The 12985-nt window shown below is 58.2% G+C and carries 11 protein-coding genes and 1 tRNA gene; 8 read left to right on the plus strand and 4 right to left on the minus strand.

All coding sequences use genetic code 11. From position 1 onward, the window contains the following. The first annotated feature begins 44 nt into the window (after positions 1-44). Positions 45-473, plus strand: a complete 429-nt coding sequence (locus tag MRBLMR1_RS30820) for a DUF3597 domain-containing protein (protein WP_148146371.1) — start codon at positions 45-47, stop codon at positions 471-473. A 193-nt stretch (positions 474-666) separates the two neighbouring features. Further along, positions 667-751, plus strand: a tRNA-Leu gene (locus MRBLMR1_RS30825). 178 nt (positions 752-929) lie between these two features. Here the strand turns inward: MRBLMR1_RS30825 and wrbA are convergent. Continuing rightward, positions 930-1529: an NAD(P)H:quinone oxidoreductase type IV gene (gene wrbA / locus MRBLMR1_RS30830; protein ID WP_148146370.1), complete on the minus strand. Its 600-nt coding sequence runs from the start codon at positions 1527-1529 to the stop codon at positions 930-932. A gap of 296 nt (positions 1530-1825) precedes the next feature. On the opposite strand from wrbA, the gene MRBLMR1_RS30835 reads away from it, so the two are divergent. Continuing rightward, a complete protein-coding gene (locus MRBLMR1_RS30835; protein ID WP_148146369.1) occupies positions 1826-2611 on the plus strand; it encodes a competence/damage-inducible protein A in 786 nt (261 codons plus the stop codon). An 89-nt stretch (positions 2612-2700) separates the two neighbouring features. Continuing rightward, positions 2701-3540: a universal stress protein gene (locus tag MRBLMR1_RS30840; RefSeq protein WP_148146368.1), complete on the plus strand. Its 840-nt coding sequence runs from the start codon at positions 2701-2703 to the stop codon at positions 3538-3540. A gap of 54 nt (positions 3541-3594) precedes the next feature. Here the strand turns inward: MRBLMR1_RS30840 and MRBLMR1_RS30845 are convergent, their stop codons facing one another. Further along, positions 3595-4188, minus strand: coding sequence for a sugar O-acetyltransferase (locus MRBLMR1_RS30845; RefSeq protein ID WP_148146367.1), 594 nt, complete (start codon positions 4186-4188; stop codon positions 3595-3597). Positions 4189-4288: 100 nt separating this feature from the next. Then, entirely contained in the window at positions 4289-5212 is a 924-nt protein-coding gene (locus MRBLMR1_RS30850) for a LysR family transcriptional regulator (RefSeq protein WP_148146366.1), read from the minus strand. Positions 5213-5300: 88 nt separating this feature from the next. Between MRBLMR1_RS30850 and MRBLMR1_RS30855 the strand changes: the two genes are divergently transcribed. From MRBLMR1_RS30855 to lepB, 4 genes are all read left to right on the plus strand, one after another. Further along, entirely contained in the window at positions 5301-6542 is a 1242-nt protein-coding gene (locus tag MRBLMR1_RS30855; RefSeq protein WP_148146365.1) for an MFS transporter, read from the plus strand. 113 nt (positions 6543-6655) lie between these two features. Beyond that, positions 6656-7153: a xanthine phosphoribosyltransferase gene (gene gpt / locus MRBLMR1_RS30860; RefSeq protein WP_148146364.1), complete on the plus strand. Its 498-nt coding sequence runs from the start codon at positions 6656-6658 to the stop codon at positions 7151-7153. 749 nt (positions 7154-7902) lie between these two features. Beyond that, positions 7903-11715: a vitamin B12-dependent ribonucleotide reductase gene (locus MRBLMR1_RS30865; protein ID WP_500067254.1), complete on the plus strand. Its 3813-nt coding sequence runs from the start codon at positions 7903-7905 to the stop codon at positions 11713-11715. A gap of 249 nt (positions 11716-11964) precedes the next feature. Next, on the plus strand, positions 11965-12831 hold the full coding sequence (gene lepB, locus MRBLMR1_RS30870) for a signal peptidase I (protein ID WP_148146500.1): 867 nt from the start codon (positions 11965-11967) through the stop codon (positions 12829-12831). A gap of 56 nt (positions 12832-12887) precedes the next feature. Here lepB and MRBLMR1_RS30875 read toward each other — a convergent pair. Next, positions 12888-12985 (minus strand): integrase core domain-containing protein (locus tag MRBLMR1_RS30875; protein WP_148148372.1); only part of this gene is annotated, 98 nt, incomplete at its 5' end.

Genomic DNA, 12985 nt, shown 5'->3' on the forward strand with positions numbered 1-12985 from the left:
TGGACGCCCTAGTTCCTTACCATCTAACCTCGAGGAGAAGACCCATGAGCATCTTCAGCAAGATTAAGAATGCGATCTTCGGCTCCCCGGCAGCGGCAGCTGAAAATCCAGCTGCGGCTCCCGCCGCAACGGGCGCCGCGCCGACTGCTGCCACTTCGTCCCCGGCCCCCGCAGCGGCGTCCGCCGCTCCGGCAGCAAGTCCATCAACGTCTGCGCCCATCGACGTCGCGCCCATCCTTGACGCCGCGGTCAAGAAGAGCGGCCAAAAGCTCGACTGGCGCCACTCGATCGTCGACCTTATGAAGGCTCTTGGCATGGATGCGAGCCTCAGCGAGCGCAAAGAACTTGCAGCCGAACTGGGCTACACCGGCGACACAGGGGATTCGGCCAAGATGAACATGTGGCTTCACAAGGCATTGATGAAAAAGCTGTCGGAAAACGGCGGCAAGGTGCCTGCGGATCTTCTCGACTGACAAAGGCTGCGGAGATGTAATTGTGATGAGGCTGGCACCCGCGGTGCCGGCCTTTTTCTTCACGTATGACTAGGCCTTGCTGTGGACGGCCGCAACGATCCGGGACAAAAGCTCAGCTTTGCAAAACTCCGGAACTTGTTTTGCAAAGCTGAGCTTGACGGAATCGTCTATCTACCTGAAAAGCAAGACCCAAGCGGACGTGGCGAAACTGGTAGACGCAAGAGACTTAAAATCTCTCGGCCTCGGTCATGCGGGTTCGATCCCCGCCGTCCGCACCAATCACCCAAGTCATTGATATAAATAAAATAAAGCAGATACGCGAACTTCACATCGAAGACGGCGCGCCTTCAATCATGGGCACCAATTCGTCATCTGTGCCCAAAACTGTGCCCAGAATGCAAAAAGAGAGCGGCCAAGGCCACTCCCTTTCAGGTGAATTCCGACGGCTAATCGAGATCAGGCCGAAAGCTTGGCTGCGATCTTTGCAACATGGGCACCCTGGAACTTTGCGGCTTCCAGTTCGACATCCGAAGGCTGGCGAGACCCGTCGCCGTCGGTGATGGTGGACGCACCGTAGGGCGAGCCGCCCTTGACTGCTTCAACACCCATCTGGCCCTGGAAGGCATAGGGAAGGCCGACAACGGCCATGCCGTGGTGAAGCAGGGTCGGAATGAAGCCGAGGATGGTGGATTCCTGACCGCCGTGCTGGGTGGCGGACGACGTGAAGACAGATCCAACCTTGCCGACCAGCTTGCCGGTAAACCACAGGCCACCCGTCTGGTCCCAGAAATTGCGCATCTGCGAGGCGACAGTGCCGAAGCGTGTGCCGGCGCCAACGATGATGGCATCATATTCTTCAAGTTCAGCAACGGTGGCGATCGGTGCAGGCTGGTCGAGCTTGAAATGCGAGGACTTTGCGACTTCTTCCGGGACCAGTTCCGGAACGCGCTTTACGGTGACTTCGGCACCGGCCGACTTCGCGCCTTCGGCGACAGCGTAGGCCATCGTTTCGATGTGACCATAGGAAGAATAGTAAAGAACCAGAACCTTCGTCATTTTCTTCGTTTCCTCTGCGGGAGTGGACGCTGTTGCTGAGCTTACAGTAGGTGCTCCGCCCAACAGCTTTTTCAAGAACTCGATGATCATTGATCTGCCTTGTTACAAGCGTGTGGCCGAAAGCTATCCGAGCCGGGTATGCGCCGCCAGACGGCGATGCCACGACGCACTGTCTACTATTTTCGAACGATGGCGGCATATCTTGTTCGATTTGCGTATTATCAGGTAAGCGTCGGCGGGATTGCATTCCCCGGCAGGCGGATTAACGTCCAGCCATCACAGAAAGCGAGCTCCTCATGTCCGATTACTCCGCCTCCTCCACCATTGTAACCGCTGCCATGCTTGCCATAGGCGACGAGCTGCTTTCGGGGCGAACCAAGGACAAGAATATCGGACATCTGGCCGATATGCTCACACTGTCCGCCATCGACCTCAAAGAGGTTCGCATTGTTGCGGACGAAGAAGAAGCGATCGTCGAGGCGCTCAATGCGCTCAGGGCACGCTATGACTACGTCTTCACATCCGGCGGCATCGGCCCCACCCATGACGACATTACCGCGGATTCGGTTTCCAAGGCATTTGGCGTCGAGTGCGTCTATGACTCAGAGGCGATGACCCTGCTTGGTGAGATGTACAAGCGGCGCGAGATGGAATTCACCCCTGCCCGCCAGCGCATGGCGCGGATGCCGGAAGGTGCGAAACATATCGCCAACCCCGTTTCCACGGCCCCCGGCTTCATCATCGGCAATGTCTATGTGATGGCAGGCGTGCCGCAGGTTTTCCAGGCGATGGTCGACAACGTTCTGCCGACCTTGCGCAGCGGCGCAAAAATGCTGTCGCGTGCCGTCTCCTGCCCCTATGGCGAAGGCGATATCGGCACCTTGCTTGCTGATATCCAGAAGGCGCATCCGGAAATCAGCATCGGCTCCTACCCGCGTTTCGACGGAAAAAAATTCTCGACCGAGATCGTCGTGCGCGGCCGTGATGCCGAGGCTATGGATGCCGCTGCAGAAGCAGTCTCGGAGATGATTGCCGGCCTCGATCGAAAAGGGATTTCGGCCAATCCGACTGCAGACGCATAACCAAAGGGCGGCGCCCGTTGACCCGCGCCTCGGCAGCACCACCTTATTGGAACAGGGCTCGAAACGAAGCCTGTAATGAGGAGATGTCCATGTCCTACAAGACTGTTCTTGCTGTTCTCGACACGCAACGAAACGCGCCCCAGATCACCGATTTTGCGGTTGCGATCGCCGAACAGTTTTCCGCGCATCTGGTGGGGGTTCATGCCGAGACGCTAACCGCCGTTCCGCTGATCGCGCCGATGGAAATCCCCGACCCGACCGCAATCGAGATCCTGCAGGAAAGCGCCCAGAAGGAAACTCAAGCAATTGAGCAGATCTTCCGCCAGAAGACCACGCGCGAGGGACTTTCGGCCGAATGGCGCAGCTACATGCTGGCGGCCGGTTATGCATCAAGCTCCGTACAGGAGGTCGCACGGACTGCGGACCTGATCGTTGCCAACCAGAGCAGCCCGTCCCAGGCCGATCATCGCGCCGACCTGGAGACATTCCTGTTCGAAAGCGGCCGGCCGATGTTGCTCGTGCCCTATACGCTGAAGCAGCCAAAACCGATCGAACGTGTGCTGATCGCCTGGAACGGTTCACGGGAGGCTGCCCGTGCCACCTTCGATTCGCTCCCGATCCTCAAGCAGGCCTCTTCGGTAGAAGTTCTGGTGATCGATCCTCCTGAGCGCGGCGATAGGGAAAAGGAATTTGCAGGTTCCGAGCTTGCCGCAACACTTGCCCGCCACGGCATAAACGTAACATTGACGACGCAGGACAGCGGCGGCAATTCGCCGGCTGCAGCGATCGAAAACCGCCTTGCAGACAAAAGCATCGATCTGCTTGTCATGGGCGGATACGGGCATTCGCGCTGGTGGGAAATGTTCTTCGGCGGGGTAACGCGCAGCCTGCTCGATTCGATGACGGCGCTGACATTGCTTTCACGATAAAGGTCGAGCGGCGGCAGCCAGAAGGTGCTGCCGCTTGCCCAATATGCGGAACGGCTACTTGCGGCCGAAACTCTCGCGCTTTGCGTCTTCGGTCGTGATCTCCCGGATAACGCGTGCCGGGTTTCCTGCGGCAACGACATTCGCCGGAATATCGCGCGTGACGACCGCGCCGCCGCCGATCACCGCACCATCGCCGATGGTCACGCCCGGCATGATCGAAACTCCCCCGCCGATCCAGACGTTGTTCCCGATCGTGACCGGAAGAGCATATTCGAGGCCGGCGTTGCGGCGCTCTGGGTCTAGCGGATGACCCGCGGTGTAGATGCCGACATTGGGAGCAATGAAGACGTTATCACCGATAGTGACCTTCGCGCCGTCCAGAATGACAAGGTTGACGTTGGCATAGAAATCGTCGCCTATTTCGATATTAAAGCCGTAATCGCAGTGAAACGAACCGTCGAAGACGAAATTCCTGCCGATGCGTCCCAATAACCCGCGGATCAGCTCGGCATGTTCTTGCCTCTCATCCGGCGAGAGTGCATTCAGCCGATGCAGGATACGCTTGGCCGCCTTGCGTTTTTCCAGAACGGCAGAATCGTAATTTGCATCATAAAGCAATCCGCGAGCCGCTTTTTCCAGTTCGTCCATGTTTTCCTCATTCATATCTGCCCGGTCGGCATTGCAACCAAATGCGGCGACAGGGTGTTTGCGGGATGAAAGTCAGATGAAGAAAACAGACGCGAGGACCTCATTCTTTTTGCGCCTGCAGTTCAAAGCGCCTATCCATGCGCGCCTTTCGTGCGACGGAGCAGAAGTTTCTAACAACAGGCGATGTCGTTGCCCTGCGATAGGCGAGTGCGATCGCAACACGTTCGGCGGTGTCACCCAGATGCCGAAATACCGTACCGCGCAAATCCACGCGAGCAATGGATGCCGGAACAAGCGATACGCCGAGGCCTGCTGCGACCAGTGAGAGTATCGAAGCGATATGGGGTGCTGCCGGCCCCGACTTGGGCGTGAAGCCGGATTTCGCACAGGCCCGCAGGATCGCATCATGAAGACTGACGCCAACGCTGCGGGGCGTCAGGATGAACGGATCATCGCACAATTTGGCAAGATCGATAATCTCTCCAGAGACCGCCAAGGGATGGGTGGCCGGCAGCGCAGCGAGAAGCGGCTCGTCGGTCAGAACCTCCTCGGCCAGAAGATTGGGATCGGAATTCGAGGGACGCAGAATGGCGACATCCAGCCGGTCTTCGATCAGTGCCGCGGCAAGCGCCATGGAATTGGCCTCCGTGACATTAATCTCGACATCCGGATAGGTATTTCGAAACTGCGCGATACAGACAGGCACGGCTGGGCTCAAGGCTGCGGTCCCGGTAAAGCCGATGCGAATCTCGCCGCTTTCACCCGCAGCAGCCTTGCGCGCAAGCCGTACGCCTTCGGCGATCTCATGCGGAACGTTACCGACCGCAGCCCGGAAGGCGCGGCCAGCGGGCGTGAGCTCTACCCCATGTGACAGGCGGCGGAAGAGCCGGACGCCAGCCTCCTGCTCCAGCACCTTGATCTGCTGGCTGAGCGGCGGCTGTGCGATACCAAGGCGCTCTGCCGCGCGGGTAAAACTTCCCTCCTCGGCAATTGCCAGGAAATAACGGACGTGTCTGAGCTCCATGATATTAATTCCAGATATGGAGAATGCCTCATCCATATATTAGCGGCAATGTCGGCATGGCGCTATATGCGTCTGCAAAGGATACCCCATGCCCCAGCCCGCCACACTTGACGCTGCTATTCAGGCGACACCGACGGAATTCGAAACAACCTGGATAAAAGGCGACAGCGCTGCCTTTCGTCGCGCCAGCTGGGCGCTTTTCCTTGCCGGTTTTGCCAGTTTCTCGCTGATCTACTGCGTCCAGCCGCTTCTGCAGGAATTTCCGCAAGACTTTGGCGTCAACGCTGCAACGGCCTCGCTGGCGCTATCACTGACGACTGGTGCGCTTGCCTTCGCGATCCTTCTGTCAGGCGCATTTGCCCAGATCGTCAGCCGCAAGACGCTGATGTTCACGTCGATGATGCTGGCCGCAGTATGCAACCTTGTCGCAGCAAGCGCCGGTGGTTGGGGCTGGCTGCTCGCAGCGCGGGCTGTCGAGGGTTTCGTGCTTGGCGGCGTGCCCGCGGTGGCGATGGCTTATCTCGCAGAAGAGATCGAACCTGCGAGCCTCGGCCGGGCGATGGGACTTTATATCGGCGGCACCGCTTTCGGGGCGATGGTCGGACGGGTGGGGATGGGCTTGATGTCGGCCTTTACCTCCTGGCAGATCGCCATGTATGCGCTGGGAGTAGCCTGTGTCGCCGCGGCAATGGGCTTCTTTCTGCTTTTGCCGCCGTCACGAAATTTCCGGCCGCAATCCATGCCTGTGGGGCGGCATCTTCATCTGTGGCGGCAGCATCTTTCCAACCCTGCGCTTTTGCGACTCTATTTGATCGGCACGATGCTGACGAGCGTGTTCACCACCGTGTTCAATTACTCCACCTTCCGGCTGGCCGGTGCGCCCTATCATCTCGGGCCGACGGCGATCAGCATGATTTTCCTCACCTATGCGCTGGGGATCGTTTCTTCATCGTCCGGCGGGCGGATGGTGGACCGGTTCGGTCGAAGGACAACGCTGATCGTCACGTTCGCCACCATTCTTGCCGGCGTGGTGGTGACGCTGACCTCCAGCCTAACCCTCACCATCCTCGGCATCTCGCTGATCACGATCGGCTTTTTCATCGGCCATTCGGCAGCGAGCAGCGGCGTCGGCGCAAGTTCGGGCGCCGCCAAGAGCCATGCCTCGGCGCTCTACCTGCTGTTCTATTATATCGGCGCCAGCTTTACCGGCTGGGCCGGCGGATGGTTCTGGATACATGGCGGATGGGGAGCGGTTGCCGGGCTGACCTCGGCCTGCGCCATCATTGGCCTTATCGTCGCCCTCACCTTCACTCCGCACAGACAAGCCTGAAACTCGTAAGGGGAAGAGGAGTGCAACCGACATAAAGTCCGACCGCTTGCCTTTTCCCCTCGCTTGCCGCTATTAGCGAGAGCCAAAGAAACTCTCGTTCTGGCGGCAAATTCATGTCTCTTCCTGAAAAAGCATTTCCCGTTTCCTGGGACCAATTCCACCGCGATACCCGTGCGCTTTCCTGGCGCCTCTCCGGCCTTGGCCAGGAGTTCAAGGCAATCGTCTGTATCACCCGCGGCGGCCTGGTGCCGGCGGCGATCATCTCGCGCGAACTCAATATTCGTCTCATCGATACGGTCTGCATCGCCACGCGCCATGACTATGTCGACCAGGGCGAAACCGTATTGCTGAAAGGCATTTCGCCCGAGCTGCTGGAAAACGGCGGCGAAGGCATTCTCGTTGTCGACGACCTGACGGATACGGGCAAGACGGCGAAGGAAGTGCGCGAAATGTTGCCAAAGGCACATTTTGCCTGCGTCTATGCCAAGCCGACCGGCGTGCCGACGATCGACACCTTCGTCACCGAGGTTTCCCAGGATACCTGGATCTATTTTCCCTGGGACATGGGCTTCACCTATCAGGAGCCGATCGCCAAGGGACACCGGGGCTAGATCTCCAAGACTCCAGGATCACAACAGATAGTGGCCCCATTCCATTTCAACCACGAGCCGCAGGATATGCGCTGACGCATACCCTGCCCTGTCGTTTTGATGTCAATAGCTGGTCCGTCATCCACAGGATGGCGGACTTTTCTACATTTAGAGGGCCGTGTTACCCATATGTCTCAATATGGTATGGCCAAGTGCTAAAATGCCCGTTCAGAAAGGGCTTCCAGAGCCGCCGATCTGCCCCGATCATGCCACAATCGAATTTCGCAAGCCTCGCTTAAGCTTCAGCTCCGGTCGCCAAGCATTTGAGAATCCTAGCTGTTTTTTATTCCCCGTTATCCACAGGCATCAGCCACAATATCTTGTGGTTTAGAAACTCCTACCGGCTACGGCTTGACCGAATCAGGATGCGCGGCCATGAATAAACCTATGTTGCGGCGGCGACTGGACCGGGAGTAACGAGGCCGGTTCTTTTTCGAGTTTGATGGAAACAATCGAGCGCAGGGCTTGTTCTGACAGACAGCCGGGCGACGGGTTTTCGTGTCCTCTGAAAATCACCGCCAAGACCGCGATTAGGCTGGCATAAACATGTTGTTAATACTATATTTAGTGTTGGCAGCCATTATCCAGCACAATATACAGATAGACATCCAATGAGTCTGGATGAAATTTCAGCCGGCTGCCCATGATGGAGAGCAGCCGCATCGAACACGTGCGCCTTATCGGCGCCAAAGGATGAGGGACTAGAGGCAATGCGCATCGAACGTCGTTTCACGAAGCCTGAGACAGGCGCCTACGGAACCATCGAGTTCCGCAAGGCGACCAGCGAGATCCGTAATCCGGACGGTTCCATCGTCTTCCGGTTGGCGGATATCGACGTGCCGTCGCAGTTTTCCCAGGTCGCGACCGACGTTCTGGCGCAGAAGTATTTCCGCAAGGCCGGCGTTCCGAAGATCCTGAAGCGCGTTGACGAAAACGACGTTCCTTCCTTCCTGTGGCGCTCCGTTGCCGACGAGAAGGCGATGAAGGACATTCCGGAAGGCGAGCGCTACGGTTCTGAAACCGATGCCCGCCAGGTCTTTTCGCGTCTTGCCGGCACCTGGACCTATTGGGGCTGGAAGGGTGGCTATTTCACCTCCGAAGACGATGCGGCCGCCTTCATGGACGAGCTTGCCTATATGCTCGCCACCCAGCGCGTTGCCCCGAACTCCCCTCAATGGTTCAACACCGGTCTTCATTGGGCCTATGGCATCGATGGTCCCGGCCAGGGCCATTTCTATGTCGACCCCTTCACCGGCAAGCTGACCAAGTCCAAGTCGTCCTACGAACATCCGCAGCCGCATGCCTGCTTCATCCAGTCCGTTGGTGACGACCTGGTCAACGAAGGCGGCATCATGGACCTGTGGGTTCGCGAAGCGCGTCTGTTCAAGTATGGTTCCGGCACCGGCTCCAACTTCTCCCATCTGCGCGGCGAAGGCGAAAAGCTTTCCGGCGGCGGCCGTTCTTCGGGCCTGATGAGCTTCCTCAAGATCGGCGACCGGGCTGCCGGCGCGATCAAGTCCGGCGGCACGACCCGCCGTGCGGCCAAGATGGTCGTGGTCGATATCGACCATCCGGATATCGAGGAATACATCAACTGGAAGGTCAAGGAAGAGCAGAAGGTTGCTGCCCTCGTCACCGGTTCGAAGATCGTCGCCAAGCATCTGAAGGCGATCATGAAGGCCTGCGTCAACTGCGAAGGCTCTGATGACGACTGCTTCGACCCGTTGAAGAACCCGGCCCTGAAGCGCGAAATCCGCGCTGCCAAGAAGGACCTGGTTCCGGAAAACTACGTCAAGCGCGTCATCCAGTTCGCCCAGCAGGGTTACAAGGATCTCGAGTTCAAGACCTATGACACCGACTGGGATTCGGAAGCCTACCTCACGGTTTCCGGCCAGAACTCCAACAACTCCGTCTCCCTGAAGGACGATTTTCTGCGCGCCGTCGAGAATGATGGTGAGTGGAACCTGACCGCCCGCAAGGATGGCAAGGTGATGAAGACCTTGAAGGCCAAGGATCTGTGGGAACAGATCTCCTATGCCGCATGGGCGTCTGCCGATCCGGGCATCCACTTCAACACGACGATGAACGACTGGCACACCTCGCCGGCCGGTGGCCCGATCCGCGGCTCCAACCCGTGCTCGGAATACATGTTCCTCGACGACACGGCCTGCAACCTTGCTTCGCTCAACCTTCTCCAGTTCAAGGACAAGGCAACGAAGAACATTGCGATCGCCGATTACGAACATGCCGTGCGCCTGTGGACCATGGTGCTCGAAATCTCGGTGATGATGGCGCAGTTCCCGTCGAAGGAAATCGCCGAACTCTCCTACCAGTACCGCACGCTCGGCCTCGGCTATGCAAACATCGGCGGTTTCCTGATGTCGTCGGGTATCCCTTACGACTCCAAGGAAGGCCGCGCGATTGCCGGTTCGCTGACCGCGATCATGACCGGCATCTGCTATGCGACCTCTGCCGAAATGGCAGGCGAGCTTGGCCCCTTCCCGAACTTTGCCCCGAACCGCGAAAGCATGCTGCGCGTCATGCGCAACCATCGCCGCGCGGCCTATGGTGAGGCAACCGGCTACGAGCAGCTTTCTGTCGATCCGGTTCCGCTCTATCACGACGAAAACCCAGACCAGACGCTGGTCGTTCATGCCAAGGCGGCATGGGACAAGGCGCTGGAACTCGGTGAAAAGCACGGTTACCGCAATGCCCAGACGACCGTTATCGCGCCGACCGGCACGATCGGCCTCGTGATGGACTGCGACACGACCGGCATCGAGCCCGATTTCGCACTGGTCAAGTTCAAGAAGCTCGCCGGTGGCGGTTACTTCAAGATCATCAACCGCGCCGTTCCGGACGCGCTGCGCTCGCTCGGTTATTCGGAAAGCCAGATCGCCGAGATCGAAGCCTATGCAGTCGGCCACGGCAACCTGAACCAGGCTCCCGGCATCAACCCCGGCACGCTGAAGGCCAAGGGTTTTTCGGACGAGAAGATTGCCGCGATCAACGACGCGACCAAGGCCGCCTTCGACATCAAGTTCGTCTTCAACCAGTGGACGCTCGGTGCGGACTTCCTGAAGGAAACCCTCAAGGTCACCGACGAGCAGCTGTTGGACATGAGCTTCAACCTGCTCGAGCATGTCGGCTTCTCGAAGAAGGACATCGAGGCTGCCAACGTTCACGTTTGCGGTGCGATGACGCTCGAAGGTGCGCCCTTCCTCAAGGAAGAGCATCTCGCCGTCTTCGATTGCGCCAATCCCTGCGGCAAGATCGGCAAGCGTTATCTCTCGGTCGAATCCCACATCCGCATGATGGCTGCTGCCCAGCCGTTCATCTCGGGTGCGATCTCCAAGACGATCAACATGCCGAACGAGGCGACCGTCGAGGATTGCGGCGCAGCCTACATGCTGTCCTGGAAGCTGGCTCTCAAGGCCAACGCGCTTTATCGTGACGGTTCCAAGCTGTCGCAGCCGCTCAATGCCTCGCTTATCGACGAGGACGATGCGGAAGACGCGATCGAGGAACTGGTACAGGCTCCGACCGCAGCCCAGGCCGTGCAGATCACCGAAAAGATCGTGGAACGCGTTATCGAGCGCGTCACCCGCGAGCGCGAAAAGCTGCCGAACCGCCGTCAGGGTTACACCCAGAAGGCCAATGTCGGCGGACACAAGGTCTATCTGCGCACCGGCGAATTCGGCGATGGCCGCATCGGCGAGATCTTCATCGACATGCACAAGGAAGGCGCTGCCTTCCGCGCAATGATGAACAACTTTGCCATCGCCATCTCGCTGGGTCTTCAGTACGGCGTGCCGCTGGAAGAATATGTGGAGGCCTTCACCTTCACCAAGTTCGAGCCGGCCGGCATCGTGACGGGCAATGACGCGATCAAGAACGCCACGTCGATCCTCGACTACGTGTTCCGCGAACTCGCCGTTTCCTATCTCGGCCGTCACGACCTTGCGCATGTCGATACGTCTGACTTCTCCAACACGGCGCTCGGCAAGGGCATCAAGGAAGGCAAGACGCAGCTCGTTTCGACCGGCTGGACCCGCGGTTACAAGCCGACCCTGATCCAGGGCGGTGCAATGGGTAGCTCGGAAGCCAAGGGTTCGGCCACCGCCGCCCCTGCCCGCGCTTCCGCCAGCGTCACCTCGATCGCCGGCAACACGGCCCGCAAGCTTGAGCCTGCTGTTGCCATCTCGACCTCGGAAATCGTCGCCTTCAAGCGCGATTACGAGGAGCGCGCCAAGGAACTGGCCGAAGAGATTGCTGAAGAGGTGCTCGACGACGTCGCATCGGAAGAAAAGCAGGTCGCGACCGCGCTCTTCTCCGACAAGGCCGAAGCCGACGCCGCTGCCGCCAAGTCGGAAGCCAAAAAGGTCGAAGCCGACCGCCGCATGAAGTCGATCATGCAGGGCTATACGGGCAACATGTGCTCCGAGTGCCAGAACTTCACGATGGTGCGCAACGGCACGTGTGAGAAGTGCGACACGTGTGGTGCTACGAGCGGTTGCTCTTGATAATTGCAGGGATAAGTGGCGTCGCCACTTTCCGGCAACCCAAGTTTAGATAAGCTGATCCCCGCGGTGATTAAGTTCGCCGCGGGGATTTTCATTGATTCATTGTATTTCTTCCGACCTGTCCGCGATGCTTGGACATCGGAAGATGGAAAACTGAAAACTGCTTGGATGAAACTTATCAACGCCTTTCGCTCCCGTAATCCCATCGGTACAGCCATTATAGGTCTCCTCTTCGGGCCGGATGTTGTCATGGCCTATCTCGGTCGAGGTTGGCTGGCGATCCTCTATGTCTTTGTGGGCTTCGCCGCCGCCGCAGCGCAAATCTGGTGGGCTTACCAAGGCGCGGCCTTCCCGCTCGATGGTTATCTCGGCATGATTGGACTTCGCATCGTCGGGGGGATCCACGGTTATCTGGCCGCGCGATCGTTGAATGGCGAACGCCATTTTCCCTGGTATTCTCGCTGGTACAGTCTTCTTCTGGTTTTCGGTGTCGGTTCTGCTGTGCTCGCGCTGATGATCAGAAGTCTGCTGTTTCAGCCTTTTGCAATTCCGGCCAACTCGATGGCTCCTACCTTGCAGGTAGGTGACTATGTTTTCGCGAATAAATATATCTATGGTTACGGCCGGTACTCACTGCCCTTCGGGCTTGGTCCCAAGACACGCTGGTTCACACGCGCTCCAGAACGAGGCGACGTTGTCATTTTCCGGGCGCCGAATGATCTAGAGACGGATTTTGTCAAGCGGATCGTCGGCATCAGCGGAGATCATATCCAGTTGCGCTCGGGTGTCCTTTTCTTGAATGGCCAGCCGGTACCGCGACAGCAACAAGGTGCTGTGGAACTTAATGGGCGCTCGGTTTCGCTATATAGCGAAACTCTGCCTTCCGGTCGCTCCTACACCGTTGCAGAAATCTCGGACGACAGTCGCGGAGACAATACTGCCGAGTTCGTCGTTCCGACTGCTCACTATTTCATGCTTGGCGACAACCGGGATAACAGCCTCGACAGTCGCTTTAACATCGGGTTTGTTCCCGAGGATAATATCGTAGGTCAAGCAAGCGTGATTGTGTTCAATAAAAACCAGCCAGACCGTCGCTGGATATGGCTCAACCCATAACGTGATTATGGGTTGAGGGTCATAAGGTGGAGTTGCCCCTTAAAAACCGGACAGGATCAGGTTTCGGTTTGACGGTTTAAGAACTCACGAGGCGAGCAATACCCCAATGCCTTATGCGGGTGAAGGGTGTTGTAGTGTTCGAACCATGAGGGCA

The organism is Neorhizobium sp. LMR1-1-1.1, assembly GCF_040675795.1.
Lineage (GTDB): Bacteria > Pseudomonadota > Alphaproteobacteria > Rhizobiales > Rhizobiaceae > Neorhizobium > Neorhizobium cellulosilyticum.

Bases quoted from the DNA above. Each gene is read 5' to 3' on its own strand.
- MRBLMR1_RS30820 (WP_148146371.1), top strand. From the start codon at position 45: ATGAGCATCTTCAGCAAGATTAAGAATGCGATCTTCGGCTCCCCGGCA.
- wrbA (WP_148146370.1), bottom strand. From the start codon at position 1,529: ATGACGAAGGTTCTGGTTCTTTACTATTCTTCCTATGGTCACATCGAA.
- MRBLMR1_RS30835 (WP_148146369.1), top strand. From the start codon at position 1,826: ATGTCCGATTACTCCGCCTCCTCCACCATTGTAACCGCTGCCATGCTT.
- MRBLMR1_RS30840 (WP_148146368.1), top strand. From the start codon at position 2,701: ATGTCCTACAAGACTGTTCTTGCTGTTCTCGACACGCAACGAAACGCG.
- MRBLMR1_RS30845 (WP_148146367.1), bottom strand. From the start codon at position 4,188: ATGGACGAACTGGAAAAAGCGGCTCGCGGATTGCTTTATGATGCAAAT.
- MRBLMR1_RS30850 (WP_148146366.1), bottom strand. From the start codon at position 5,212: ATGGAGCTCAGACACGTCCGTTATTTCCTGGCAATTGCCGAGGAGGGA.
- MRBLMR1_RS30855 (WP_148146365.1), top strand. From the start codon at position 5,301: ATGCCCCAGCCCGCCACACTTGACGCTGCTATTCAGGCGACACCGACG.
- gpt (WP_148146364.1), top strand. From the start codon at position 6,656: ATGTCTCTTCCTGAAAAAGCATTTCCCGTTTCCTGGGACCAATTCCAC.
- MRBLMR1_RS30865 (WP_500067254.1), top strand. From the start codon at position 7,903: ATGCGCATCGAACGTCGTTTCACGAAGCCTGAGACAGGCGCCTACGGA.
- lepB (WP_148146500.1), top strand. From the start codon at position 11,965: ATGGCCTATCTCGGTCGAGGTTGGCTGGCGATCCTCTATGTCTTTGTG.